The 25,760-nt window shown below is 45.2% G+C and carries 26 protein-coding genes and 1 riboswitch; of the genes, 10 read left to right on the forward strand and 16 right to left on the reverse strand.

Annotation, left to right across the window (positions count from 1 at the left end):
* Window positions 1–26: 26 nt before the first annotated feature.
* From AC4EHK_RS04640 to ystJ, 4 genes are all read left to right on the forward strand, one after another.
* Entirely contained in the window at window positions 27–1,343 is a 1,317-nt protein-coding gene (locus tag AC4EHK_RS04640) for a GntP family permease (RefSeq protein ID WP_490977616.1), read from the forward strand.
* 78 nt (window positions 1,344–1,421) lie between these two features.
* Window positions 1,422–2,366 carry a 3-hydroxyacyl-CoA dehydrogenase family protein gene (locus AC4EHK_RS04645; RefSeq protein WP_490977617.1) on the forward strand — a complete coding sequence of 315 codons (945 nt, stop codon included), beginning with the start codon at window positions 1,422–1,424 and terminating at the stop codon, window positions 2,364–2,366.
* Window positions 2,363–3,127: an SDR family NAD(P)-dependent oxidoreductase gene (locus AC4EHK_RS04650; protein ID WP_490977618.1), complete on the forward strand. Its 765-nt coding sequence runs from the start codon at window positions 2,363–2,365 to the stop codon at window positions 3,125–3,127. The genes AC4EHK_RS04645 and AC4EHK_RS04650 overlap by 4 nt, the downstream gene beginning before the upstream one ends.
* A 114-nt stretch (window positions 3,128–3,241) precedes the next feature.
* Window positions 3,242–4,489 (forward strand): NADP-dependent malic enzyme, encoded by a 1,248-nt coding sequence (gene ystJ, locus AC4EHK_RS04655; protein WP_490977619.1) that lies wholly within the window; start codon window positions 3,242–3,244, stop codon window positions 4,487–4,489.
* Between the two features lie 144 nt (window positions 4,490–4,633).
* Here ystJ and AC4EHK_RS04660 read toward each other — a convergent pair whose 3' ends face one another.
* From AC4EHK_RS04660 to AC4EHK_RS04685, 6 genes are all read right to left on the reverse strand, one after another.
* Complete coding sequence (locus AC4EHK_RS04660; RefSeq protein ID WP_490977620.1) at window positions 4,634–5,377, reverse strand: ABC transporter ATP-binding protein; 744 nt, start codon at window positions 5,375–5,377, stop codon at window positions 4,634–4,636.
* Between the two features lies 1 nt (window position 5,378).
* Window positions 5,379–7,010: an ABC transporter permease gene (locus AC4EHK_RS04665; RefSeq protein WP_490977621.1), complete on the reverse strand. Its 1,632-nt coding sequence runs from the start codon at window positions 7,008–7,010 to the stop codon at window positions 5,379–5,381.
* A 69-nt stretch (window positions 7,011–7,079) separates the two neighbouring features.
* Window positions 7,080–8,147 (reverse strand): Fe(3+) ABC transporter substrate-binding protein, encoded by a 1,068-nt coding sequence (locus AC4EHK_RS04670; RefSeq protein WP_490977622.1) that lies wholly within the window; start codon window positions 8,145–8,147, stop codon window positions 7,080–7,082.
* Window positions 8,148–8,498: 351 nt separating this feature from the next.
* The gene (metC, locus tag AC4EHK_RS04675; protein WP_490977623.1) at window positions 8,499–9,671 is read right to left on the reverse strand and encodes a cystathionine beta-lyase; all 1,173 of its coding nucleotides are present in this window, start codon (window positions 9,669–9,671) and stop codon (window positions 8,499–8,501) included.
* Window positions 9,655–10,788 carry a methionine biosynthesis PLP-dependent protein gene (locus tag AC4EHK_RS04680; RefSeq protein WP_490977624.1) on the reverse strand — a complete coding sequence of 378 codons (1,134 nt, stop codon included), beginning with the start codon at window positions 10,786–10,788 and terminating at the stop codon, window positions 9,655–9,657. Before AC4EHK_RS04680 ends, metC begins: the two co-directional genes overlap by 17 nt.
* Window positions 10,789–10,861: 73 nt before the next feature.
* Window positions 10,862–10,966: riboswitch (SAM riboswitch) on the reverse strand.
* Window positions 10,967–11,140: 174 nt separating this feature from the next.
* Complete coding sequence (locus AC4EHK_RS04685; protein ID WP_490977625.1) at window positions 11,141–11,416, reverse strand: hypothetical protein; 276 nt, start codon at window positions 11,414–11,416, stop codon at window positions 11,141–11,143.
* Between the two features lie 151 nt (window positions 11,417–11,567).
* On the opposite strand from AC4EHK_RS04685, the gene AC4EHK_RS04690 reads away from it, so the two are divergent.
* On the forward strand, window positions 11,568–12,575 hold the full coding sequence (locus tag AC4EHK_RS04690) for an LLM class flavin-dependent oxidoreductase (protein WP_490977626.1): 1,008 nt from the start codon (window positions 11,568–11,570) through the stop codon (window positions 12,573–12,575).
* A gap of 82 nt (window positions 12,576–12,657) precedes the next feature.
* Here the strand turns inward: AC4EHK_RS04690 and AC4EHK_RS04695 are convergent, their stop codons facing one another.
* From AC4EHK_RS04695 to AC4EHK_RS04715, 5 genes are all read right to left on the reverse strand, one after another.
* Entirely contained in the window at window positions 12,658–12,828 is a 171-nt protein-coding gene (locus tag AC4EHK_RS04695) for a hypothetical protein (RefSeq protein ID WP_490977627.1), read from the reverse strand.
* Between the two features lie 190 nt (window positions 12,829–13,018).
* Window positions 13,019–13,861 (reverse strand): hypothetical protein, encoded by an 843-nt coding sequence (locus tag AC4EHK_RS04700; RefSeq protein WP_490977628.1) that lies wholly within the window; start codon window positions 13,859–13,861, stop codon window positions 13,019–13,021.
* Window positions 13,862–14,041: 180 nt separating this feature from the next.
* On the reverse strand, window positions 14,042–14,764 hold the full coding sequence (locus tag AC4EHK_RS04705) for an amino acid ABC transporter ATP-binding protein (RefSeq protein ID WP_490977629.1): 723 nt from the start codon (window positions 14,762–14,764) through the stop codon (window positions 14,042–14,044).
* A complete protein-coding gene (locus tag AC4EHK_RS04710) occupies window positions 14,757–15,416 on the reverse strand; it encodes an amino acid ABC transporter permease (protein WP_490977630.1) in 660 nt (219 codons plus the stop codon). Before AC4EHK_RS04710 ends, AC4EHK_RS04705 begins: the two co-directional genes overlap by 8 nt.
* A gap of 28 nt (window positions 15,417–15,444) precedes the next feature.
* Complete coding sequence (locus tag AC4EHK_RS04715) at window positions 15,445–16,224, reverse strand: ABC transporter substrate-binding protein (protein WP_490977631.1); 780 nt, start codon at window positions 16,222–16,224, stop codon at window positions 15,445–15,447.
* A gap of 170 nt (window positions 16,225–16,394) precedes the next feature.
* On the opposite strand from AC4EHK_RS04715, the gene pcp reads away from it, so the two are divergent.
* Window positions 16,395–16,997, forward strand: a complete 603-nt coding sequence (pcp, locus tag AC4EHK_RS04720) for a pyroglutamyl-peptidase I (RefSeq protein WP_490977632.1) — start codon at window positions 16,395–16,397, stop codon at window positions 16,995–16,997.
* A gap of 448 nt (window positions 16,998–17,445) precedes the next feature.
* Here the strand turns inward: pcp and AC4EHK_RS04725 are convergent, their stop codons facing one another.
* Window positions 17,446–18,147 carry an HAD family hydrolase gene (locus AC4EHK_RS04725; RefSeq protein WP_490977633.1) on the reverse strand — a complete coding sequence of 234 codons (702 nt, stop codon included), beginning with the start codon at window positions 18,145–18,147 and terminating at the stop codon, window positions 17,446–17,448.
* Between the two features lie 108 nt (window positions 18,148–18,255).
* Here AC4EHK_RS04725 and AC4EHK_RS04730 point away from each other — a divergent pair, with 108 nt between their 5' ends.
* A complete protein-coding gene (locus tag AC4EHK_RS04730; protein ID WP_490977634.1) occupies window positions 18,256–18,546 on the forward strand; it encodes a hypothetical protein in 291 nt (96 codons plus the stop codon).
* A 107-nt stretch (window positions 18,547–18,653) separates the two neighbouring features.
* On the opposite strand, the gene AC4EHK_RS04735 is transcribed toward AC4EHK_RS04730, so the two are convergent.
* Together AC4EHK_RS04735 and aceB are read right to left on the reverse strand one after the other, a co-directional pair.
* The gene (locus AC4EHK_RS04735) at window positions 18,654–18,782 is read right to left on the reverse strand and encodes a protein YhfH (RefSeq protein ID WP_490977635.1); all 129 of its coding nucleotides are present in this window, start codon (window positions 18,780–18,782) and stop codon (window positions 18,654–18,656) included.
* Between the two features lie 19 nt (window positions 18,783–18,801).
* Entirely contained in the window at window positions 18,802–20,403 is a 1,602-nt protein-coding gene (gene aceB, locus AC4EHK_RS04740) for a malate synthase A (protein WP_490977636.1), read from the reverse strand.
* Between the two features lie 164 nt (window positions 20,404–20,567).
* Between aceB and AC4EHK_RS04745 the strand changes: the two genes are divergently transcribed.
* From AC4EHK_RS04745 to AC4EHK_RS04755, 3 genes are all read left to right on the forward strand, one after another.
* Complete coding sequence (locus AC4EHK_RS04745; RefSeq protein WP_490977637.1) at window positions 20,568–21,218, forward strand: LytTR family DNA-binding domain-containing protein; 651 nt, start codon at window positions 20,568–20,570, stop codon at window positions 21,216–21,218.
* A 238-nt stretch (window positions 21,219–21,456) separates the two neighbouring features.
* On the forward strand, window positions 21,457–22,620 hold the full coding sequence (locus AC4EHK_RS04750; RefSeq protein WP_490977638.1) for an aminotransferase class I/II-fold pyridoxal phosphate-dependent enzyme: 1,164 nt from the start codon (window positions 21,457–21,459) through the stop codon (window positions 22,618–22,620).
* Window positions 22,621–22,726: 106 nt separating this feature from the next.
* Window positions 22,727–23,221, forward strand: coding sequence for a cupin domain-containing protein (locus AC4EHK_RS04755; RefSeq protein WP_490977639.1), 495 nt, complete (start codon window positions 22,727–22,729; stop codon window positions 23,219–23,221).
* A gap of 97 nt (window positions 23,222–23,318) precedes the next feature.
* Here the strand turns inward: AC4EHK_RS04755 and ahlS are convergent, their stop codons facing one another.
* Window positions 23,319–24,167 carry an AhlS family quorum-quenching N-acyl homoserine lactonase gene (gene ahlS / locus AC4EHK_RS04760; protein WP_490977640.1) on the reverse strand — a complete coding sequence of 283 codons (849 nt, stop codon included), beginning with the start codon at window positions 24,165–24,167 and terminating at the stop codon, window positions 23,319–23,321.
* Window positions 24,168–24,282: 115 nt separating this feature from the next.
* Window positions 24,283–25,647 (reverse strand): aspartate kinase, encoded by a 1,365-nt coding sequence (locus AC4EHK_RS04765; protein ID WP_490977641.1) that lies wholly within the window; start codon window positions 25,645–25,647, stop codon window positions 24,283–24,285.
* Window positions 25,648–25,760: the final 113 nt, after the last annotated feature.

The following is a 25,760-nucleotide window of genomic DNA, read 5'->3' on the forward strand; positions in this document are numbered from 1 at the left end:
ACTTAAGGGGTATGGGGGGATTTCACATGCTGGGCATGATTGGAATGTTTGGTGGCTTGTTGCTATTGATTTATTTGACGATGCGCGGCATGAACTTGCTTATTGCAGCACCGTTGACCGCTTTGTTTGTGGCATTGATGAATGGATTGCCTGTGTTTCCTCAGCTTGCTGAGGAAGGGGCAGCCAATTTCTTAACAAATTACATGACCGGCTTTACAGGATTTATCGCCTCTTGGTATTTGATGTTCCTGGCCGGCGCTATTTTCGGTAAAGTAATGGAAGACAGTGGCGCAGCCGACAGCGTATCGAAATGGATCGTTGGCAAAATTGGTATGAAGCGCGCTGCATTGGCCGTAGTTATGGCTTGTGCGGTCTTGACTTATGGTGGCGTCAGCCTGTTTGTTGTGGCTTTCTCGGTTTATCCGATGGCGCTAAGTTTGTTCAGACAAGCAGATTTGCCGCGCCGGTTTATACCGGCGGCACTTGCATTTGGCTCTACTACTTTCACAATGACTTCCGCTGGTTCTCCGGAAATCCAAAACTGGATTCCCATTGAGTTTTTGGGAACTACGCCATATGCAGGCTGGGAAGTCAGCATCCTTGTTGCATTGTTCATGATGGTCTTTGGCTACTGGTGGCTGAAGAAAATGATTTCTAAAGCTATGGCAAAAGGGGAGCGATTTACAGCTCGTAAAACCGATCCCTCTGCAGAAGAACGGCAAGAATTGCCGAATCCACTTCTTAGTATGATTCCTTTGGTTGTAGTGTTGGCCATTTCGTTTATTTTTCACGATTCGCTTGGAACTTCTGCATTGATTATTGCTTTAAGCGGCGGGATTCTCGCAACTTATGTGATCAATCGAAAGTATTTCCGCGACATCGGCAATGCTTTCAGTGAAGGTGCGCTAGGAGCAGTGATCGCCATTGCCAATACAGCCGCTGTGGTCGGGTTTGGTGGGGTTGTCCGAGTTACGCCTTCTTTTGAAGCGGCAGTTGATGTCATGACAGGAATTCCAGGCAGTCCGTTGATTGGCGGAGCTTTGGCCGTCGCAGTCATTGCTGGCTTGACGGGTTCTTCATCTGGAGGACAAGCCATCGCTTTGCCGTTGCTTGCACCGCATTATTTGGACATGGGTGTCGATCCCGAAGCCTTGCATAGGACGGTTGCCATTTCTTCCGGTTCGCTTGATTCATTGCCACAAGGTGGTTATGTGGTAACAACGATTCGGTCAATCGCTGGTGAAACGCACCGTGATGCTTATCCGGCCTTTGGTGCATTGACAGTTGTTGTCCCATTGCTCGGTGCCGTACTGGCAGTTATACTGTTCTCATTAGGACTATAAGATGCAAGTGCCCAACAAACCTGAACTTAGAGCGTTTGTTGGGCATTTTTCGTTATCTAATCGAAAGAGGTGCAAATGATGGAGAAAATTTCAATTCTTGGAGCAGGAACGATGGGCCATTCTATTGCCTTATCAGCGGCCTGGTCCCAACAACCGGTAACTGTCTACGGCATCAACGCGCAGGATCTTGAAAACGCGGACAGAGGTTTGAGCAACAAACTCAAAACAATGGCAGATAATGAGCTGTTTACTGCCGAACAAGCAAAAGAAATCAAAAAACGCATACGGTTGACGACTTCGCTGGAAGAAGCCGTTTTAGATTCAACTTTCATTATTGAAGTGGTCCCGGAAGTTCTGGAGCTGAAAAAGGATCTTTACAATAAATTAGAAAAACTGGTGAGTGCGGAAGTCGTAATTGCCAGCAATACTTCTGGATTTAAACCGAGTTTACTGGCAGCAGAGATGAAACTCCCCAACCGTTTTGTCGTCACGCATTTCTGGAATCCAGGGCATCTTATTCCGTTAGTGGAAGTGGTGAGAGGTGAACAGACAGATGACGAAACTGTCGAGCGGGCAATGGCCGTTTTGAAAGCCATGAACAAAAAGCCCATTTTGCTTCATAAAGAACTTCCGGGCTTTATCGGCAATCGTCTGCAATATGCTCTGTTCCGAGAAGCCCAAGCGCTGCTGGATGCTGGAGCCGCGTCTAAAGAAGATATTGATGCAGCAGTAACTTACAGCATCGGCAGAAGGCTGCCGGTGACAGGACCGCTGATGACGGCGGATATGGGTGGGCTCGATGTTTTTTCAGCCATCTCCAATTACTTATTTGAAGATTTGTCGACAGATCAGCGTTCAGGTGAAACCTTGTCGACACTTGCAGCAGAAAACAAGCTAGGGGACAAAACAGGACAAGGATTTTATTCGTGGGAGCCTGAAGTTTCGGCAAAGCTGAACGAAGAGCGGGAACAAACCTTAATCCATTTCCTAAAAAACGATTTAAAGGCGGGGGACAAGGAATGAGCGGATATTTTTCGGAACTGGAAAACAAAACTATTGTTGTTACGGGCGGCAGTAAAGGCATTGGCAAAGAGATTGCATTGACTTTTGCAAAACTGAACGCCAATGTAGTCATCTCAGGGAGAAATAAAACGGCTCTTGACGTTGCGCTTTTAGAGTTGCAAAGGCATAACCCGAAATGCATGGCGGTTTCAGGAGATTTAAGCGATATTGCAGAAGTCCGAAAGCTGATCGATGCAGCGGCTTCTGTGTTTGGCACCATTGATGTGCTGGTCAACAATGCTGGAGTCAATATCGCCAAACCTGCAATAGAAGTGACGGAAGAGGATTGGGACACGGTACTGGATCTGAATTTAAAAACGGCATTTTTTGCGAGCCAGGCAGCAGCCAAGTATATGCTCCAGCAAAACAGCGGCCGTATCATCAATATTGCTTCTCAAATGGCATTTGTTGGCTATGTCAAGCGCGCAGCATATTGCTCAAGCAAAGGCGGCCTTGTGCAGATGACCAAGGCATTGGCTGTAGAGTGGGCAAAGCAGGGAATACATGTCAATGCAGTAGCACCGACTTTTATTGAAACCGAGTTGACTGCCAGTATGTTCGAAGACAAGGAATTTAAACAGGATGTCGACAACCGGATCTTGCTGGATGGGTTGTCTCAGCCGGAAGATATTTCTGGAGCCGTACTGTACCTGGCATCCAATTTGGCAAATTTTGTGACCGGTGAAACCATCAAAGTTGATGGGGGTTGGACAGCAATCTGAAAATGCTGCTCTCTCCGTCTAAAGTCTGAATAATTCTTAAATTGACAGAAAAGTCTTTCAATTAAGCGAATACCCTTTATAATAAACCATTATGCATAAAGGGAGATGAGGCACATGTCTACGCTGAAAAACGATTCGTTGCAACTGCACAGGGCGCATCAAGGGAAACTGGAGATTCGGTCAAAAGTGACAGTAGAAAATGAAAGAGACTTGAGCCTCGCCTATTCTCCAGGAGTCGCTGAACCTTGCCGGGAAATTGCTGAAGATCCGGCAAAGGTCCATGACTATACGATGAAGAGCAATATGGTGGCAGTAATTACAGACGGCACTGCAGTCCTTGGACTTGGCAATATTGGTCCGCTTGCCGCATTGCCAGTGATGGAAGGAAAGGCTATTTTATTCAAAGAATTTGCAGGAGTGGATGCATTTCCAATCTGTTTGGACACGACAGATGCAGAAACGATTATCCAAACGGTGAAATTGCTGGAACCCGGCTTTGGCGGTGTCAATCTCGAAGATATTTCAGCCCCTACTTGTTTCGTAGTGGAAGAGCGTCTGAAGAAGGAAATGGGCATTCCCGTGTTTCACGATGATCAACATGGGACAGCCATTGTTACTCTTGCTGGTTTGATCAACGCCTTGAAGTTGGTCGGCAAAGATGTTCAAGAAACCAAAGTTGTGGTGAACGGTGCAGGCGCTGCAGGGATTGCCATCGTCAAACTGCTGAGCAAATTTGGCTTTGCCCATCTCGTCATGTGTGACACGAAAGGGGCCATCTATAAAGGGCGCGAAAAGGGCATGAATCCATTTAAAGAAGAAGTGGCTGAAATGAGCAATTACGAACGCAAGAGAGGATTATTGGCCGATGTCATCGCAGGGGCAGATGTCTTTATCGGGGTTTCGGCAGAAGGCGCATTGACCGAAGAAATGGTTCGCACCATGAACAGCGACGCCATCATCTTTGCCATGGCCAATCCCAATCCCGAAATTCTGCCGCATTTAGCAAAACAAGCAGGTGCGCGAGTAGTCGGTACGGGACGTTCTGATTTTCCGAACCAAGTCAATAATGTATTAGCTTTCCCAGGGCTCTTTAGAGGAGCATTGGATGTGTTGGCGACAGACATTAACGACGCCATGAAGATCGCAGCCGTTGAAGCGATTGCAGGCTTATTGGAAACGCATGAATTGCATGAAGAGTACGTCATACCTAAACCATTCGACGTACGCGTCGCATCAGCGGTTGCAGCCGCAGTTGCCAAAGCGGCGATTGAAACGGGTGTTGCCCGCAAAACAATCGAAAAGGACGATATTCTGCAAAAAACAGCGAGTTTATCAGCGGTCGGAGATAATCGCATATTATAATAGAAGAAATCCATCCGTTTTAATGACGGATGGGTTTTTTGCGTTTTCTCTGAACGACTGCAAATGCTCAATACTCAAATAAACCCTATAAGCAATAAAAAATAGCCAGCACATCGCTTGTTAAAAAGCGAGTGCTGGCTATTTTTACGTATAAATGAGTTCTTTTTCTTCTGAAACAGCCGGTAGATTATGCTGTTCCTGGCGATAAACATCAATCAGGTCACATGGGCGACCAATAAACTCAGTCTGTCCATTTTTAATTTTGACGATGCGGTCTGCCAGGATATGGGCATCTTTCTCATCATGGGTAACAAAAATGGATGTGATATTTGCTTTTTTCAAAATATCTCGTAATTCTTTGCGTATTTTTTCCTGCAGTTCGGCATCCAAATTACTAAACGGCTCGTCAAGCAGCAGGAGATGGGGATTTGGAGCGAGCGCTCTGGCAATTGCTACACGTTGCTGCTGGCCGCCGCTCAGTTGGTGAGGATAGCGTTTTTCATAGCCCTGCAACTCCACCAGCTCCAAAACTTCCTGAAGGCGGATTCGCTTGGCTGCCCGTTTCATTCGGAAGAGCCCGAACATGATATTATCGGCAACCGTCAGATGTGGAAATAATGCGTAGTCTTGAAAAACCATGCCGATTCCACGTTTTTCAGGCTGTACAAAAGTCCGGTCATCCACAAGCACTTCATCTTGGATAGAAACCTTGCCGACAGAAGGTTTTTCAAGTCCGGCCAATAGGCGCAAAACAGTGCTTTTGCCGCTGCCGCTCCGCCCTAGAATCGAAATGACCTCGCCTTTTTTAATCTGCAATGAAAAACTATTGAGTGCAGTTGCTTTTGTATTGGCATAAGAAAAACTAAGATTTTCGATTGATACAAACATGTCAGTCCATCTCCTTCTCGAGAAACTTATAAAAGATCACAATGGCCAGGGCACTGATACCTACTATCAATAAAGAAGCTTGGGAAGCTTCCATAATTTTTTCATCACTTGCGTATTGAAAAGCTTTTGTGGAAAGTGTATCAAAATTAAAAGGCCTCAAAATCAAAGTCAATGGAATTTCTTTCAGCACATCAATGAAAACAAGGATGAATCCACTAATGATGGCACCTTTCATCATGGGCATATCTACTTTGAAGAAAGTTCTTGTCAGCCCAGCTCCAAGGAGGCGGGAGGCATCCTGAAAATCAGTACCGATTTTGTCATAACCGGTCTCTATAGAACTGTAGCCAATGGCAAAAAAACGAATGATGTAAGCAGTGATGAGCAGGATGATGCTGACACTAAGAACCAGCGTCGTATTCATGCCAGCCATTCGGTAAAGCGGCGCGAGAAATTCATCCAATGCCACAAAGGCGGTTACGACTGCCACCGCTATAACGGCGCCAGGAATAGAGTAGCCGAGAACTGTCAGTTTTGGCAACAACTTAGCGAACCTTCCTTGGACCAGGCGTGCAAAGTTGCCAACAATTAATGCAAACACAATTATGGCTGTCGCACTTAAGCCTGCTACGACAATCGAATTTCTCATATAGGACATAAATTCATCTAATGGAATGGTTCCAAACGTTAAAATCGTCCACTCGATCAATTGAGCAATCGGTATGAAAAATCCTAATGCCAGTATGCTTAAACAATAACCAGCAGCAGCGACTGCCTTCCAACCCGTTAATTGAATCAAGGGCAGCGGACGAACCTTGGTGGAAGAATAGCTATATTGGCGCCTGCCTCGCAGCACTTTTTCAATCAGCAATATGACAATTACAAAGCCCATTAAAGAAGCTGCCAACTTAATGGAGGTTTCAATATCTCCAAGACCAAACCAAGTTTGAAAAATACCCGTTGTAAAGGTCTGGATGCCGTAGTATTTCACCACTCCGTAATCGTTCAACACTTCCAAAACGACTAAACTGGCGCCAGCAATGATGGATATACGGGATATCGGTACAACCACTTGGAAAAATGTGCGCCATGGGCCTTTTCCAAGAAGCCGTGTACTTTCTATCAAAGAAGCAGATTGCTGCGACAGGAAAACTTGTGTAATGGTATAGACATAAGGATAGAGAAAAACTGTGTAAATAAAAATGGCACCGGGCAAATTCATGATGTCAAAGTAAGCCGGATTTAGTTCCATGCCAAAACGATCACGAAGTGTGGTCTGTATCACACCCGTATAGTTGAAAATTCCGTGGTACGTATAGGCTCCAATAAAAGGTGGTATGGAAAGAGGGAGGATTAGTGCCCATTTGAAAAATCGCCGGAAAGGAAACTGGTACTGGGCAATCAGCCAAGCCAGGCTCAAGCCTATGAATATCGTTGCGCCGGCAGTAGCGACAACGAGAATCAATGAGTTTTTGATGAACGACCACAGAACGAACTCTTTCATATGCTCCCAGTTTTCATTAGAGGGAGTAAAAAGCCCCGTCACAATTGTGATGTTTGGCAAAAACAACGCAGTGATAATCGCCATGGCCGTGACCGTCCAAATATTTACGTTTGCCAATCTTCTTTGCATCGCTTTGTCCACCTTTCCAATAACAAGAAACCCCTTGCTGCAAAATGCAGCAAGGGTCGAGCCTATTGATTATTTCCAGCCGACTTCATTAAAAATCAAAATTGATTTGGCATTGTTTTCTCCAAGAGCCGATAACGAAATATCCTGCTCTTTGAACTCACCCCATGATTTTAACAGTTCAGATGGTTCTACTTCTTCATTTACTGGGTATTCATAATTCGCTTCTGCAAATGTTCCTTGTGCTTCAGGAGCAGATAGGAACTCCAACAATTTTATCGCATTTTCTTTATTTTGGGATGATTTGACAACACCGGCTCCACTAACGTTAACGTGAGTTCCGTCTGTTTCCTGATTCGGGAAGAACAGGCCAAGGCTTTCTGCCACTTCAACTTCTGCAGGATCTTCAGAGTTCAGCATTTGTCCGAAATAGTAACTATTCATAATCGCAACATCACCCACGCCTGCCGCAATAGCTTTAGCTTGATCGCGGTCTCCGCCTTCAGGGTCACGTGCAAAATTGTTTACCAATCCTGCGGCCCATTCTTTTGCCTCTTCTTCACCGTTTAACTCAATGAATGAAGCAAGCAACGACTGATTGTAGACATTTTCGGAACCACGAATTAATACGCGGCCATTCCATTCATCTTCTGTCAACGCTTCGTACGTTGATAATTCTTCAGGTGTTACCGTTTCTTTGTTGTAAACAAGGACGCGTGCACGTTTTGTTAAACCGTACCACATTTGGTCAGTGTCACGGAAATTTTCCGGGATTTGTTCGTTTAGCAGGTCACTTGATACTGCTTGCAGCAAGCCATCATCTTTTGCACGGAACAGGCGGCCAGCATCAGCAGTCAAGAACAAGTCTGCCTCGGTGCCATCGCCTTCGCGTTTGATGCGCTCGAGCAATTCATCTGCTTCCCCTTTGATGAGGTTTACTTTGATGCCGGTTTCCTCTTCAAATTTTTTGTATAATTCATCGTCTACATCATAATGTCTTGCGGTATATAAGTTAACCTCTGTGCTTTCCGCTGCTTCTTCAGAATTGCCATCTGCTGCAGGAGCGGATGTATCCGTGTTTCCACATGCTGTTAAAACAAGAAGTAAAAATGCCAAAACGACGTAAATCAGTTTGTTCATGAGTGTCTCTCCCTTAATTGTATAAGTTATATTTCAAATGAAAATCATTCTCATTTTCAATTATAAGGTGCTAACTGATAAAGTCAACCAGATTTTGAGGAAAACAATATTTTATCAATATATATGTCGAATATATAGCGGGAAGCAGCCTTGTTCATCTTACTCCTCATTTTTTAAGAAAGAAAATAAGGAGGAGATTCTGCGTCTTTCACAGGTTTGGAGCCGTATATTGAGTTATTTCCGCATTAGAAAAACGGGCTTGCGCAAAATATAAGAACCCTTTAGCTAACTAGCAAAAGGGTTCTAATTCGGCAATAATTTAGTATTTTATTGATACGGCAAGTTCTTGGTTTAATTAGCAATACTCAGCCCATTACGGCGGGCTACTTGGGCCAATGCCTGATTTAGGTCTTGGACCAGATCATCCGGATGTTCAAGGCCAACAGAGTAGCGCAGCAAGCCATCTGTGATTCCACGTTTTTCACGTTCTTCGACAGGCATTGAGCCGTGGGACATGGTTGCTGGGTAAGACAGGATCGATTCAACAGCACCCAGGCTGACAGCAAATACGGGAATTCTCAAATGATCCACAAAGACACGGGCTGATTTTTTATCAGCTAAGCGGAAGGAGAGAACGGCGCCTGCGCTTCTGGCCTGGCGTTCGTGAATCGGATTGCCAGGATGAAATGAAAATCCTGGGTAGTAAACTTCTTCGATCAATGGATGGTTATGCAGATATTCTGCGATTGTGCGTGCCGATTCGGACGACTGTCCCAACCGGGCACCCAATGTCTTGATGCCTTGAATCAGCAAGTAAGAATCTTGTGCGCCTAGAACCGAACCAAAAGTATTTTGAATAAAGCCCAGCCGGTTTCCAAGTTCTTCATCTTTAGTCACCGCAAGTCCTGCGATGACATCGCTGTGTCCTGACAGGAATTTCGTTGCGCTATGGAGAACGATATCTGCACCAAGCGCCAACGGATTCTGGTAAAGGGGCGTCATGAATGTGTTGTCGACGAATGTCAGGCAGCCATTGGCTTTCGCTAGTTTTGCAGCGATTTCGATATCTGTAATGTTCATGACCGGATTAGATGGAGTTTCCAAATAAACCACTTTCGTATTCGGCTGAATCGCGTTCGCCATTTCGTTCAAATCGGTCATATTGACGAATGTGTATTCGATATTAAATTTGTCCAAAACTTCGGTAATGAACCGGTAAGTTCCCCCGTAGACGTCCTCTGAGACGAGGACGTGATCACCTGAAGATAGGAGCATGAAAGCGGAAGAAATAGCGGCCATTCCTGATGAAAAGGCAAATCCACGTTTGCCGCCTTCTAGGTTAGCGATAGTTTCTTCCAATGCCAGACGAGTCGGATTTCCAGAGCGGCTATAATCAAAAGGCCCAAACGAATCAAGACTCTTCTGATGAAATGTGGAAGATAAGTAGATGGGTACGTTAACGGCCCCAGTTTGCGGGTCAACTCCGGTAGAGTGGATAAACTTGGTTTCAATACGATCCGTCATATTCAACAACCTCCTCTTTCAATTTCGAAAATGCCTGCGACAGGTCAGCAATTAAATCTTCAGCGAGTTCGACACCGACCGAGAAGCGCAAGAGCCGGTTGCAAACACCGCGTTTGGTGCGTTCTTCAAATGGAATGTCTGCATGGGTTTGGGTAGCGGGATACGTAATAAAGCTCTCAACGCCGCCTAAGCTCTCGGCAAAGGTAATTAACTTGATGTTTTCCAGGAAAGGCCCGACCCATTCTTCTTGCTGCAAGCGGAATGACAGCATGCCGCCTCTTCCGGGATACAGTACATCCGAAATCGCGGGCTGCTCGGCAAGAAAAGCGGCAATCGCTTTTGCATTGGCTTCATGTTGACGCATGCGCAGAGGCAAAGTCTTTAATCCACGGATTAGCAGCCAAGAATCAAAAGGCGACAGTACCGCGCCGACGGAGTTATGGAACATCGAGAGTTTTTGACAGATGCTTTCTCCTTTTGCAACAACTAGACCCGCGAGAACATCATTGTGTCCGCCAATGTATTTTGTGGCACTGTGGATGACGATATCTGCTCCCAATTCGATCGGCTGTTGGAAGAAAGGAGTAAGGAAAGTATTGTCGACAATCAAGAGCAGATTATGTTTTTTTGCCAATCCGGCATAAGCGGCAAGGTCGATTTCCTGCATCAGCGGATTGGTCGGTGTTTCAATAAAGAGTGCCCGGGTATTTATCGTAATTTTTTCTTCGGTGTCCTGTACATCTTCAAACGCTGCATATTTCGGGTGGATATTGTAAGCTGCTGCAAAATGGTCCAATAGGCGATAAGTTCCGCCATAAATATCTTCCGGCACTAATAGTTCATCGCCTGGACGAAAAAGAGACAAAACCAGTTGGATGGCTGCCATGCCGGAACTACAGGCAAATCCGGCATCAGCGCCCTCAAGTTCTGCAAATCCTTCTTCCAGAACAGAACGCGTTGGATTTTTTGTTCGTGTGTAGTCATAGCCAGTTGATTGCCCAAGCCCTTGGTGTTCATAGGCCGTCGATAAGTATATGGGCGGGTTGACCGCTCCCGTTGCCGCGTCGCTGCGATTGCCTAGTTGAACCAATAACGTTTCCAAGCTGTGTTTTGTCATTTCACTCATCCTTTCAACAATAAAACAGGGGCTGTTCTTCAAAAGAAGAAAGCCCCTGTCTGGAAATGCATTCTTCTCATCTGGTAGGCAGCGCCTATTGGAATTAGCACCGTAGTCTTCGTCAGACTGGTTGCTGAGACTTCACAGGGCCAAGTCCCTCCGTCTCTCTAGATAAGAAATATCTTATGAAGTTATAAGTCGTTCTGTTTCGATGTTTTTAATCTTAAATCATTTAGTAGAGGAAAGCAAGGATGAAAACCAAATAGTTGAAATAAAAAGAAAATTGAAAAGGGAAGATAGGGGGAATTATTGTATATGATTCTAGTACTTGCATCACGCAATTGCGCTTTTCTTATTGTTCAGCTCCTAGGACCATAAGCCACTCCAGCTGTACGGCTGAAGAAACGCCGTTTCGCCGGAGCGTCTTATGCCCATCGGACCTCCACGGGCGCTTGCGCTTTTCTTTGTCCAGCTCCAGCGCCCAGCTCTTCGGGTCATAAGCCAACCCGACTGTGCGGCAAAGAGCGCCGCTTTGCCGGTCTGGCTTATGCCCGTCAGAGCTACACGGGCGCTTGCGCTTTTCTTTGTTGTCCAGCTCCAGCAGCCAGATTCTAGGGTCATAAGCCACTCTGGCTGTGCGGCTAAAAAACGCCGCTTCGACAGCGTGTCTTATGCCCGTCGAATCTACATGGCTGCTTGCGCTTTTCTTGTTCTGAGCAGGAAAAAGGAAGTTTTTGTGAAATATCGCTACAATGGAAGGGAATAGGAGTGGAATAGATATGGAAATTAAGAAATTTGAAAATATACCATTGGGTGTGCTCGATTTGGCGCCGATCAATGAAGGTGCGGAAACGGCACAGACGTTTATAAATAGTGTGGAATTGGCACAGCATGTAGAGCGGTTAGGATTCCATCGTTATTGGTTGGCGGAACATCACAATATGCCCGGTATTGGGAGCTCAGCAACATCGGTCCTGATTGGCCATATTACAGGCGCGACAGAGTCTATTCGTGTAGGTTCAGGCGGAGTTATGCTGCCGAACCATGCGCCGCTTGTGATTGCCGAACAATTTGGCACATTGGAAACCATCTATCCGGGCCGCATTGATTTGGGCTTAGGCCGTGCACCTGGGAGTGATCAGGCAACTGCTTATGCATTGCGCCGGACATTGCAAAGCAGTGGAGATGATTTCCCTCAGCAGGTGGCAGAGCTGGAAAACTACTTTTCAGAAAATCCGGTGGGGCGTGTTCGTGCTTATCCCGGAACTAATTTGAAAATTCCGCTTTGGCTGCTTGGATCAAGCGGATTTAGTGCACAACTTGCCGCATTGAAAGGGTTGCCGTTTGCATTCGCCAGCCATTTTGCGCCAGATTATATGATGCAGGCGCTGCAGCTGTACCATCAGAACTTCAAGCCTTCTTCCGTTTTGGCATCACCATATGCCATGCTCGGGGTTAACATCATTGTGGCGGAAACTCAGGAACGTGCTGAATGGCTTGCGACTTCATCTCAGCAGCAGATGTTCTCGTTGATGAGAGGGGAGCCGACGACGTTCCAAGCGCCGATCGACAACTTAGAAGAGGTATGGACAGATCGAGAAATTGCGATTTTCCGTGACAAGCTGGATTCCGAATCGATGATTGTCGGAACACCAGACATCGTCAAACAAAAACTGAAGAACTTTATTCTTAAAACAAGAGCCAACGAAGTTATCGTCAACTCGCCGATTTTCCATCAGGAAGACCGCTTGCGTTCGTATGATTACGTGGCAGAAATGATGAGTTAAGCCAAAACCCCGTTCATTTTTTTGAACGGGGTTTTTTTGCATAAAAATGGCCTCTCTGTTGCAGAGAGGCCATGATTTGACATCAATGAAGATCTTTCACTTGTTCATCTTCCCGCTGCCGCCGTCTTGGAATCTCGTCTTCTTCATAAGCTGGATAGTCAGGTGCGCCTTCGCCAATCATGTTCAGAACCGCATTGAAATCGTCGTCTATACGAAGTTCAGCTTCACGGGGATCGAGTACTTTGCGTTCCATTATGATTAACCTCCTTGTATGATATTGTGCAGCTAGCTGGCAATGAACGCGGAGTCCTTATCTACTTCTATTATACAGGCTATTCTGATAATAAAAAAGCGGGGTTACTTGGAAATCTACAGTTCTATTTCTACTGGTTTTGTTAGCTAAAAAACCGCTGGAGCAATGGCACCAGCGGTTTTTAACGTATTTATTGCTGATTGATTTCTGCGTTCATAACCATCGATTCAAAGAACAAAGAAGGTGAGTCTTCATTCCACTCAAGAGAAGGGAGGTCTGCTGTTCGTTCATCTAGATCACCATAAGCAAGCTCTGTTCGTAGGTCATCGGTCAATTCGAGTTTGACGTATGGACCTTCCGGCGTCAGCCAGTTTAGCTGGGACAAGCGGTTTTCAAGTGAAAAAGTGATCCATTCATCTTCCGCTTCTTCCGTTTCAAATAACGGTTCTGGAGCAGCCATTAACCATGTCTGGCTCGAATGTTTAGGAGGCAGCCACAAGTTTTTCGACAACACACCTTCTTCAGTGGTAAATTCAGCAATCTCATGGCGCAGCTCCTGCACCCATTCACCATTGCCAAGTTGCAGGCTGCGGGATACATAGACGTTGCCAATCAGAATTTCACCAGCGTCTTTTGTGAATACTCCGTAAGGATTAGTTGTTGGATCTGGACCATAAAGTGCTTCATCGAGTCTAACGGTCGGTTCAGGATTCCAAGACTTAAATTCCGCATTTTCCAATCCGTTGACGTTCAATGAGAAAGTATAAGGAATCCAACCGGTATTTTGGATTTCTTCAAAAATAATGGACGTGCCGTTTGGCAGCGATCGGTCAACCAATGTGTACGTGCCAACGTCCAATCCAAGAAACGTCATATTGTATATTTGTGTAAAGTCTGAGCCATTCTCACTGGTTTCGGGTTCACTGAGTGTAATGAACGTCGGTTTTTCAACTGATAAAGAAACATTATTTTGCGAATAAAGTTCCACTTCATTTTTTAGAAACATGACGGCTGTAAAAATGATCAGCGACATGAAAAATAAGACTCCCAGTAAAATAATAATTTTTCTAAACACATTTCCACCTCTGTTTTCTGCATGTTTGCCAAAACTGATTATAACATGTCGAGGTGTTAAGCAGCCTGTCCATATTTGAGCATCAAATGAACAAACAGAATCAACAGCGACAAAAAACAGGCATCCAAGGGATGCCTGTTACAATACTTTAGCCAAAAAATCTTTGGCACGTTCAGTTGTAGGGTTGCTGAAAAACTCGACCGGCTGGCCTTCTTCAACAAGGACGCCGTGGTCAAGGAACAAAACACGGTCTGCAACTTCCCGAGCAAAGCCCATTTCATGCGTAACAACGACCATGGTCATACCGGATTTCGCCAAATCTTTCATGACGTCCAGCACTTCTTTGACCATCTCTGGATCGAGTGCTGAAGTAGGTTCATCAAACAGCATCAGTTCAGGTTCCATTGCCAACGCACGCGCAATGGCAACACGCTGCTTTTGGCCGCCTGACAAGCTGTTTGGATAGGCTTTTTCTTTTTCGGACAAACCAACTCGTTCAAGCAGGAGGCGAGCCTTCATTTCTGCTTCTGCTTTTTTGACGCCTTTAGCTTTCATTGGTGCATAGGTCAAATTTTCAAGTACCGTCAAATGCGGAAACAAATGAAAATGCTGAAACACCATGCCGATTTGCTGGCGAATCTTATGGATATTTTTTTTAGATGCCGTCAAGTTCTTGCCGTTGATTTCAATCGTGCCGGAAGTTGGAACTTCCAACAAGTTCAGACAGCGAAGGAACGTCGACTTGCCGGAACCAGAAGGACCGATAATCGACACCACCTCACCTTTTTTTACTGTCGTGGAAATATCGCTCAACACTTCATTGGTGCCGAACTTTTTATACAGGTTTTGGACATTAATCACTTTGTTTCAGCCTCCGTTCGAAAACTCTGCCAATCATCGTTAAGCCCATTACAAGGCACCAGTAGATGAGGCCAACAAATAATAGGGGTTCGAAGTTGCGGAACAGGTCGGCGCCCACTACTTGCGCCCGTCTCATCAGATCGAGATAGCCAATGGTCGAAACGATGGCGGATTCTTTTGTTAACGTAATAAACTCATTCATCAAAGCTGGCAGAATGTTTTTCAAGGCCTGGGGCAAAATGATGTCTTTCATCATGGCGCGGTAAGGGACGCCAAGAGCTTGTGCTGCTTCCATTTGTCCTTTGTCGACAGCTTGAATGCCGGCACGAATAATCTCCGAAATGTAAGCGGATGAATTTAGTCCGAAAGCCAAGATAGCTGACAGAAATGGTGAAATGTCATAGCCGCTCAGCTGGGGAATGGAGTAATAAATAATCATCAATTGCAAAATCAATGGTGTTCCGCGGAAAACCGACGTATAAGCATCGGCGAACCATCGCAACGGCTTTATGCTGCCAATCTTGAACAAAGCAAGCACTGTTCCAAGAATGGAACCAAGAATAATGGCGAAGAATACAAATTTTAAGGTGACCCATATCCCTTCCAGCATGAAAGGGATATAGGGAACTATTTGTGAGAAATCCAGGTTCATCTACTACAACTCTTTTCTAAAGGAAAGTTTACTCTTCGTCAGTCAGCCATTTTTCTTTCAGTTCGTCCAACTCGCCGCTTTCTTCCATAGCAGCTAGTACACCGTTAACATCTTCTACAAGTTCACTGCCTTTAGGAAAAGCGACAGCCATACCAGGTGAAGCTGTGGTCGGATCATCGAATGCGCCAAGGTCCTGCGCTTCGATATAGCCAAGTGCAACTTGTTTATCCATATATGCAGCATCGATGCGGCCGGATAGGATTTCCTGAATCAATGCGCCAGAATCGTCCAAAGCTTTTAATTCAAAATTAATGCCTTCGTCAGCAATAATGCTTTTCGCACCTTCTTCTTGGATCGTACCAAGCTGAACACCTACCGTTTTGCCTTCCAATGATTCGAGACTAGTAAGCTCTGAATCTTTAGGGGTAACGAACATTTCGCCCGAATGGTTGTACTCTGTAGAGAAATCAACATTTTCTTTGCGGGAATCAGTTGCAGACATGCCAGCAATGACCATATCAACGCGATCATTTTGCAAAGCGCCGATCAACCCATCAAATTTCATATCTGTGATTTCAAGTTCATAGCCAAGCTCGTCTGCAATATGATTGGCAAGGTCAATGTCAAAACCGACAATTTCACCTTCTGGATTGCGCGATTCAAAAGGCGCAAATTCTGCCGATGTGCCCATTTCCAATACTTCTTTTTCCTCTGAAGATCCTGCTTCACTCGAAGTATCGCTTCCACAAGCGCCAAGCAATAAAGCAGATGATGCAAATAAAGCGATAAATGGTTTTTTCTTAATCATAATTAGTTCCCCCTGTTATGTGTATGTTTATTCATTAAAATGAATTTTAACACAGGTAAAAATTTTTGGGAAGTTTTTTTCTGTACAAATAAAAAGTTTATGTTTTCAGAATTTTATCTTGTATGAAAGTATTTGGAAATGCGTATAATAGCGGATAGGGGGTGATAAAGTTGAAAAAACTATTAGTGACAGGATTTGAACCATTTTTAGATTTTACGGTCAATCCTACGTTGAAAATTGTGGAAGCGTTAGACGAAACGACGATTGGAAGTTATCACATAGTCGGAAAAATTATGCAAGTGGATTTTAATTCATCAGGAGCCGCATTGCTCAAGTTTATTGAAGAGGAAAATCCGGATGCTGTGATTTCGCTTGGCCTTGCAGCAGGGAGGTACAAGATAACGCCAGAACGCATCGCCATCAACTTCAAAGACGGTGCTGTGGATAATGAGGGGCATAAACCCGTGGATGAACCCATTCGGGAAGAGGGGGAACCGGCATACTTATCAACACTTCCTATCCGAAAAATGGTGGAGAATTTGCTTGCTAATGGATTGCCTGCCACCATTTCAAATACAGCAGGTGCATATCTATGCAATAACGTGATGTACGAGGGATTGCATTACGCCAAAACACACAAGCCGAACATGCCATCAGGATTTATCCACATTCCAGCATCGCACGAACTGGCGATCCAGCATGGCCGCATTCCGAGCTGGTCTCATGAAGATTTGCTGAAGGGTATCAAGATCTGTATTGAGACACTCGAGTAGATGTGAAAAAATGCGATTCGCTTTTCCAGCTTGTTGAAAAAGGGCATCACACATCCATTTCGCTTCAGCCGGATGCATTCCACGGGCACGGTTTCTGCCGCTTCCCTCGCTCTGCTCAGTCTAGTGGCTCTAGCTCGTGTCGCTCTGTCGCTTTGCTCCGCCGCTGTTCCCGTAGGAGTCGCTGCCTTCCGCTGCATTCAAAAAGTGAGTCTTTACTAAGTGGGTTGGAGAAGCGTCCGTTCGACTCTAGCGGGAAAGCGAGACGGCCGAGACCCCGCAGGGAACAGCGTGACTGAGGAGGCTTGGACGCGAGCCCGCGGAAAGCGAACGGTAAGCTTCGGAAACCCACGGCTTGTTATCAGTTTCTCGACAGTCTGAAAAAGCGAATCGCACCTGCGATTCGCTTTTCTGTTTATATCCACTTTAATCTAAACCGTTCACTGACCGATTAAATAATTTCCCAGTTGCGCTTTGTGGCAACGGTCCGCAGCCGGGGTTCTGGCTGAACCGCTACCGGGTTGCCGACGAGTTCAAGTACAGGAAGGTCCGAGTGGCTGTCGCCATATGCGTAACTGTTCGCCCAGTCGATGTCCTGTCCCTTAAGTGCTTCTTTGATCTTTAGTGTTTTCAATGGTCCTTGAATATGTGTAATGCGTGTCCGGTGGTCCAAAATATTGTTTTTGTAAAGAATGTCAGTTCCAATAATGGTCTTGATTGGCAATTGCTTGGTGACTGCGTGAAGAAGGGGCGTGAAAGCTCCAGATACAAGCATGACGTAATCATTATTGGCAACGTGGTTTTTCAACCGCTCGATAACTGTAGGATTCATATCACCGTGCATCCGGTCGGCAATTTCACCGAAATATCGCTCGAGTTCAGTTTGTGTGAAGGTTTCCAAAGCAGATAAGTAGGCTTGGACAGAGCGTTCGCGCATTTTTCGTTCCGGGTAAATTTTTAGCTTGTGGCCAATATACGGCGGCATGATGGCACGGTAAAATTGGCGGTACCGTTTGCTGTGCTCAGGATGGTTTTTCAAGTGGTCCATCATCAGTTGGAACGTTTCTTTCGAATACAAGGTCCCATCAAAATCAAATATGGCGACGCGCAAGACGATCAACTCCGGTCTGTCTTTTTTTGTTGCACTCATCATAACGGAAATTCAAGTTCTCTTCCAGTGACTGGCAGCTGCAGGTTTACGGAATTTCTACCGAAGGGTATAGAGACAGAAATGAATCATTACGCTACAGGAGGTTTTACTATGGAAAAGCAGCGCATTACAGTAGGCTACGTTGAATTGACACAAGAAGAATCGGACCGGCTATTCGAGCAAGTCCAAAAAGATAAGGAAGTTGAGAGCTATGGCGAACTTCAAGGATTGATGGACGATTTTGATTCGGTGATTATCGAACCCGAAGCCCGTCCGCTTGCCGATATCCTCGATGGAGAAGAAGCACCAACCGAAACACAAGGCGGTACACGCTATATAGAAGTCTTCAATAAACTCGAAGAAGACACCCGCTATCGTTTTAAATCATCTGATCAACAATAAAGCCAACCGCCCAAATTGAATTTGGGCGGTTTAGTTTTGGTTTTTTGCAACTCTTCCTCGAACATCAAAAAAGGACAACCCGTTGTTGGATTATCCTATCTTTCGATTCACTCTTCTTTATTCCCCATGCAGCGCTCACATTCATAGACAATCGATTCGCGCTGTTCTTTGATTTCACATCCACATTCCCGGCATTCTTTTTTTGAGCGAGTTTCATAAGTGTGCGTATTGTTCATCATGATCCTCTCCAATCGTTTAATTTAGTAGTTGATAACCAGGCAGTGTCAGGAATTCAGCAAAATCACTTTGCAAAGTGAGGGTTGTGAATAACTCTCGGGCTTCCGTATAATTTCCAGACGCATATCGTTCCTCGCCAATCGCTTGCTTAATCTTAGATGCTTCCTCTTCGACGACTTCATGGAATAAAGAAACATCAATCTTCCGGCCATCTTCCAAAATGCCTTTCGGATGGCGAATCCATTGCCATACTTGTGAGCGGGAAATTTCAGCAGTAGCAGCATCCTCCATTAAGTTATTGATAGGGGCTGCACCGTTTCCGGCTAGCCAGGATGCGATGTACTGGATGCCAACTGAAATATTGGAGCGGAGACCTTCTTCAGTAATGGTACCCGTTGGCACGGCCACCAATTGTTCAGCGGTCACCTGGACATCCTCACGCTTTTTATCAATTTGATTTGGTGCAGGCATATATTCATCAAATTGTTCCATCGCGATTGCCACCATGCCAGGGTGGGCCACCCATGTTCCGTCGTGGCCGTCCATTGCTTCCCGTCGCTTATCTTCTGCCACTTTTTGAAAAGCGGCAGCGTTGGCCTCGTCATTTCCTTTGATCGGAATCTGGGCTGCCATGCCGCCAAGAGCAGGTGCGTTGCGACGATGACAAGTCTTAATGCATAACTGTGTATAAGCTCGCATGAACGGTACGGTCATGGTTACTTGTGAGCGATCAGGGAAAATATACTCCGGCAGGTTGCGCATCCGCTTGATGACACTAAAGATGTAATCCCATCGCCCACAGTTTAATCCAGCAGAATGGTCGCGCAGCTCGTACAGAATTTCGTCCATTTCAAATGCGGCCAAAATGGTTTCAATCAAAACAGTTGCTCGGATGGTGCCTTGTGGAATTTCCAGTTCATTTTGCGCAAAGACGAAAACATCGTTCCATAGGCGAGCTTCTAAATGGCTTTCCATTTTCGGGAGGTAAAAATAAGGACCGGTGCCGCGGTCAATCAATTCTTGTGCGTTGTGAAAAAAGTAAAGACCGAAATCAACAAGGCTTCCGGAAATTGGCTGGCCGTTAATATGGAGATTCTTCTCCATCAAGTGCCATCCACGAGGACGTACCATCAATACGGCCGTTTTTTCATTTAACGCATATTTCTTTCCGGTTTCAGGTGCTTCAAAATCAATCTGGCGCCGAACTGCATCGCGCAAATTGATTTGTCCGTCAATAACGTTAAACCAATTGGGGGCAGTCGCGTCTTCCAGGTCCGCCATGAACATTTTGGCGCCGGAATTTAATGCGTTAATCAACATTTTTCGATTGGTAGGTCCGGTAATTTCCACGCGCCGGTCTTTCATATCTTCCGGAAGAGGAGCAATCGTCCACTCGTTGTTTCGAATATGTTTGGTTTCAGGCAGAAAGTCGAGTTTTTTTCCAGCATCGATTTCTTTTTGCCGTACTTGGCGTTTTTCAAGAAGCTTGACGCGGCGCTTATCGAAAGTTGTATGCAGTTTTTCAATGAACTCCAACGCTTCGGGCGTAAGAATGGATTCCATTCCCGGTATTTCTTCACCTTTTATGGTCACAGTCGATTTCGTTAACAAACAAATCATCCCTTTCTAAAAAAAGTTTTATTAACTGTATTAATACAGTTTATTTTATTGTATATTAATATATAACAGAGAGAATCAACTGTCAGGCAAATGCGATGAAAAGGAATAGGCAACGATAAAAGCGGTTATTTGGGGATAAACACATCTGGAAGGAGAATCAGGGAATGGAAAACAATGTGCTGGAGCAAATGGGTTTTATCATTGGGGACTGGATACCAAAAGAAGCATCGATCGCCATTTCTGTGGAGGAGAAGTATATCTACTATAAAGCGGGTGTTCATGACCTCCAGATTCGGGAAGGGCAACCCGTGCTTCCTGGCAGTATTGCTGCACGTGCCAAAAAGGAAGGGCAGCGGATTGAGATGTTTGTCGAAGAGTCGATTCTGGGAACAGCTTACTACGGTATCGGCTATCCAATGAAGTTTGGCGAAAAAAGTGGGGTATTGGTGATCATCCTGCCGCCTGATTACCTCGTCCGCCAAAAACAGCCGATTCGATTTCTGACGGGCAAGCTTGATGAAACGTGGCGTCCGGTTCCAGTTGACCTCGTATCCCATATCGAAAGCAGCCAGAAGAAAACCTGGTTCTTTACGGACAATGAAACCTATTGTTCCATCCATACCTTGAAAAACTTGAAGCATCAATTGCCGGACAGTTTTCTGCCAATCCATCGTTCCTATATTGTCAATATTAATTATATAGAAGAAATATCCCGTGATATTGCTTCGAATTATCAATTGACGTTAAGGGACGGTTCGATTTTGCCAGTCAGCCAGAATTATGCCGCGAGTGTCCGGGAGAGGCTCGGGTTTTGATAAGTCATAGATGGCAGCTGTTAAAACACTAGTGTATGCTTATATTTATCAGTGAATTTGCTTAGTATTTAGGTAAAGAAGTTGGCTGCTACTAAGAGTAGCTAATTATACAAATACTTTTGCATTACTGTTACCAGGCAAAATCCTCTTCATTTATTTGGTTCATAGGATTAATCCGATGTATATTTTAAATGGTAGTTCATTTGAATTAACTTATGTAAAAGAAAGGTTGTCACTCATGAGCATCTCAATCAACAGCCGGATCGAGGCTATTGAAATTTCCGGCATTCGCCAGTTTTCCAACCAAATGATCAACTTTCCAAACGCCATTAATCTAACAATCGGCCAGCCGGATTTCCCAACACCCGAGGCAGTCAAATTGGCGGCAATCGAGGCCATCCAAAACGATCAGACGAGCTATACGCACAATGCAGGATTGTTGGAGCTGCGTGAGGAAATCGCATCTTTTTTCCGCGATTCTTACAATTTGCACTATGATTCAAAAACGGAAATCATTGTTACCAACGGTGCAAGCGAAGGGCTGGATTCTCTTTTTCGGGCCATTTTGCAAGAAGGCGATGAAGTGATCTTGCCAGCGCCTGCTTATCCAGGATACGAACCAATTATTAACTTGTGCGGAGGGAAAGTGGTGTACTTGGACACATCGGATACTGGCTTCCAGCCAGATCCGAAGCGCCTTGAAAGTTTGATGACTGAGCGCACGAAAGCAGTATTGATGAACTTTCCCTCCAATCCAACCGGTGTCACAATGGAATCCGACCAGCTTCAAAAGGTTGCAGAAGTATTGGAACAACATGAGGTTTTTGTGATCACTGACGAAATTTACAGTGAAAACTCGTACGGTGAAAAACATTCAACTTTTGCACGTTTTGAAAAATTGCGTGAACGTACATTTTTAGTCCATGGCTTGTCCAAATCCCATTCGATGACCGGCTGGAGAATTGGGTTTGTGCTGGGACCGGAACTGTATATGAAACATGTGTTGAAAGTCCACCAGTACAATGCCATTTGTGCTTCTGTGCCAGGCCAATTTGCAGCACTCGAAGCATTGAAAAATCAGCGCCACATTCCCGCTGAAATGAATAAAGAGTATATTCTGCGCAGAGATTTTGTTTATAGCCGTTTAACTGGCATGGGGATTGATGTGGTACTGCCAAAAGGTGCGTTTTACATCTTTCCTTCAATTGAAAAATTTGGCATGACTTCCTATGAATTCGCTATGCGCTTATTGAAAGAAGGGGGCGTAGCTGCAGTGCCTGGCTCAGCTTTCACTAAATACGGAGAAGGATTTGTGCGAATTTCCTATGCCTATAGCATGCCTGTACTCGAAGAAGGTATGGATCGATTGGAGAAATTTATCCATAGCTTAACTGAGCAATAGGCTTTTAGAGCATCTAGTGATTTGCTCTCTATTAGTTCAATTTTCAATTTGTGATTAATCTATCGCCTCACGGGTAAAGTTCCTTAAACGAAAAGGAGCTGAGAAAATGGAAAAGTCACAGTTTTATCGATTTCAGGATGATGGATCAATCCCTAATCATCCCTCGTTGGAAGTGATTGTTTATCCGGCTGTTTTTAAAGAAAATCCGCACGAAATTGAAAGGGTCTTTAACAGCCACGACTGGACAAACAGCTGGACTGGAGGTGTCTTCAGTTACCATCATTACCATAGCAATACGCATGAAGTGTTGGGCGTTTGCCGTGGCTCTGCAACTTTACAGATTGGTGGGGAACAGGGAACAGCATTAGCCGTTGAAACAGGTGATGTCGTGTTGCTGCCAGCAGGAACAGGCCACAAAAAGCTGGAAGCCAGCAGCGATTTTGCAATTGTTGGTGCATATCCTGGGGGTGTCTCGTATAACCTGAAAACGGGTGAGCCAGGAGAACGCCCCTATGTGTTGGAAGATATACAAAACACGCCCTTGCCAAAAACCGATCCTGTATACGGCAATAAAGGTCCAGTCATCGAAAAATGGATATAAATCTAGAACAGATAAAAGCCCTTTGCCAGTCCCTGGCGAAGGGCTTTGAGTGCTTTGGCGTCTCTAGAAAAATGAAGACTGATCGACCTGTAACCAGTTATTCGTAATAGCCTTCGGTTGATTTGCGGAAGGTCTTAAACTGATTGGCGTCATGGCCAAACCAGACATCAGAATTGGTTTCTTTAGAGATTCTGCGAATTTTTTCAACGGCTGAAGTATAGCCAACGGAATCGTATAAAATACCAGGCGGTTTGATCGGTGGGCCAAAACTTTCCGCTGTGTATATAGCATCAGAAGCCAAAATGATTCCACCGGTTTCGGGAAGCTGAATTTGGAGGCCGAGCATTCCCCATGCATGGCCGCTGCCGAAGTTCAGAATTTTGATGCCTTCAGCAAGCTGCAGCCCATCTTCGGTCCGTTTGACGGTTTGCCATTGCAGATTGTTTTTGATCCACGCATCAATGTCCCCCCAAATATAAGCCCCTTCTTTCATATTGCGGGCATAGGTTTGCAAGGCACCGTTCAATTCATCTTCATGGACGATGATGGTCGCATTGGTGAACAACTCAAGACAGCCGGCATGATCCAGATGCAAATGGGAAGCGACCACATATTTGATGTCTTCCGGACGGACATTCAGTTCCTCTAGCCGGTGATGCAAATAGCATTCCTCGGGCATATCAATTGGAAAAAGGGATTGCGTCACCTGCCCCCAGCGGCCTTCTGCACCCATTGAATTGGGGTTGCAGGCTGTGTCGAACAAGATTTTGCCTTCTGGATGGTCGATTAATACCGTATAGACCGGGAATGTTACCATCTCGCCAGGTGGATTTGGGTTCTGTACACTTGCCGGGTTGTGCATTGAAATCATATAATTTTTATCCATGCTTAATGTACCATTATCCATTACGTAAAGTTTTGGATTTGGCTTGATTATACCTGTCATTAATTTTCCCCCTCTCAGAATAATTCCATAATATCACAATTTTCTGATAACTGTACAGAGTGAAATAAAAAACTCCCGGGCTAAGGTACCCAGGAGTTGAAGATAGGAATGCGGTTTAACGAACCATGGCGGGTTCAAAAAATTCTTTATACAATTCATTCAAGATTTTTTGCTCGTCTTCTTTCAGTATGCCAAACACCAAACTCACTTCAGAAGAACCCTGATTAATCATTTCAATATTGACGCCAGTTCGGGCGAAGGCATTTGCTGCCCGTGCTGTGAGGCCTTTAGAGTTGTTCATCCCTTCCCCAACCAGAACAATCATGGAAAAATCACTGCGAATGTGGACATCATCTGCTTGCAGTTCTGATTTTACACGTTCAATAATGCGCAGCTCTTTGTCAGCCGTCAATTGGTGGCTGCGCAGAATAACAGACAGGTTATCGATGCCGGACGGGATATGTTCATAGGAAATTTCTTCGTCTTCCAGTATTTGAAGCAGTTTTCGGCCAAAGCCGATTTCACGGTTCATTAAGTATTTACTGACATAGAGTGTCGAGAAGCCGCTGTCGGCAGAGATGCCTGTTACCGGACGCAGCGAGTGGTCGCGCTCGGCAACAATCATTGTGCCGGGAGCAGCAGGGTTATTCGTATTGCGGATGCATAAAGGAACCGCTGCTTTAAATACGGGCATTAGCGCCTCATCGTGTAGCACGGCAAATCCAGCATAGGAAAGCTCCCGCATTTCTCGGTAAGTCATTTGTTCGATTTCAACTGGATTTTCAACAACCCGCGGGTTTGCGGCAAACACACAGTCCACGTCTGTAAAATTTTCATACAACTCAGCTTTGACTGCGGCAGCCAGAATCGAACCGGTAATGTCTGATCCACCGCGTTCAAATGTCCGAAGTATTCCTTCTTTTGTATAACCGAAAAAACCGGGGAAGACGGTGATGGTTTCTTTCTTGCGAAGATCTGCCAGAAGATCATAAGCTTCAGGAAGCGCTTGTGCCCGCTCAGGCAAGCCATTAACAAACAATCCAGCGTCAAACGGATTGACGTATTCGGCAGATAGTCCAATCGATGTTAGATACGCAGCAATCAATTTGGCTGAGTTGTCTTCGCCACTCGCTTTAATCAGATCCGCAAAAAGAGGTGGGGAGCTTTTATCTGATTTGAGACGATTCATCAGGTCTGTTTCGATGACTCGCGTAATCTCACTGCCCATTCCTAAGTCTTGAGCGATTTCCGAATAGCGTCTGACAACTTTGGCCAATGGCTCTTCAGTTGATTCTTCCCGGAGCGCTGCTGCTGACAGGTTGATCAGCAGGTCTGTTACTTTTACATCTCCATCAAATCGTTTGCCTGGAGCAGAGACGACAACAATCTTACGGGAAGGCTCCGCTTCAATGATTGCGGCCACTTTTTTTATCTGTTGTGCACTAGCTACTGACGTCCCGCCAAATTTGCTCACTTTCATCCAATCAAGTCCCATCTTTTTTAATAGTCTGTAAAAGGGTTGTTTTAACTAAGATATAATACTATAATGTCCCTATGACAAAAACAGCTGTTTTTTCACAGTGTACACACCAT

The organism is Planococcus sp. TJ-307, assembly GCF_058268435.1.